1 protein-coding gene is annotated in these 350 nt (G+C 37.1%); it reads right to left on the reverse strand.

Annotated elements, in window-relative coordinates; translation table 11 throughout:
- On the reverse strand, window positions 1–332 hold a 332-nt coding region (locus IV64_RS03140; RefSeq protein ID WP_157060404.1), incomplete at its 3' end, for a site-specific integrase.
- Window positions 333–350 lie beyond the last annotated feature (18 nt).

Here is a 350-nt window from a genome sequence, read left to right on the forward strand (position 1 = left end):
TGAATGGAAGGAAAGAGCCATTCAGAATCCAGCTGATGATCAAGTAGCCATTGACGATACAATAAGAGTTCTGTTTGAACTGGTTTAAGGTACAAGGTATTAGGCTTACCAGTTTTTCGATCATGAATGAACGCATTTTGTTTAATAGAACCGTCCAGATTAAAAATATCGGTCTGTTTTAAACCCATAACGTCACTCACTCGCAGTAGCGTAGCTTTACCAACTTGAAAAATCGTATAGTTACGTCGGCCAGCTTTAAAGTTATTGAGTAACGTATCTTGAACCTCTTTAAGAACGTTTGAATCTTTGATGGGTAAGACAACTTGTTGCATAGTTTTAGCTCCTTAAAA

The organism is Lactiplantibacillus xiangfangensis (assembly GCF_001438845.1).
In the GTDB taxonomy this organism is placed as follows: domain Bacteria; phylum Bacillota; class Bacilli; order Lactobacillales; family Lactobacillaceae; genus Lactiplantibacillus; species Lactiplantibacillus xiangfangensis.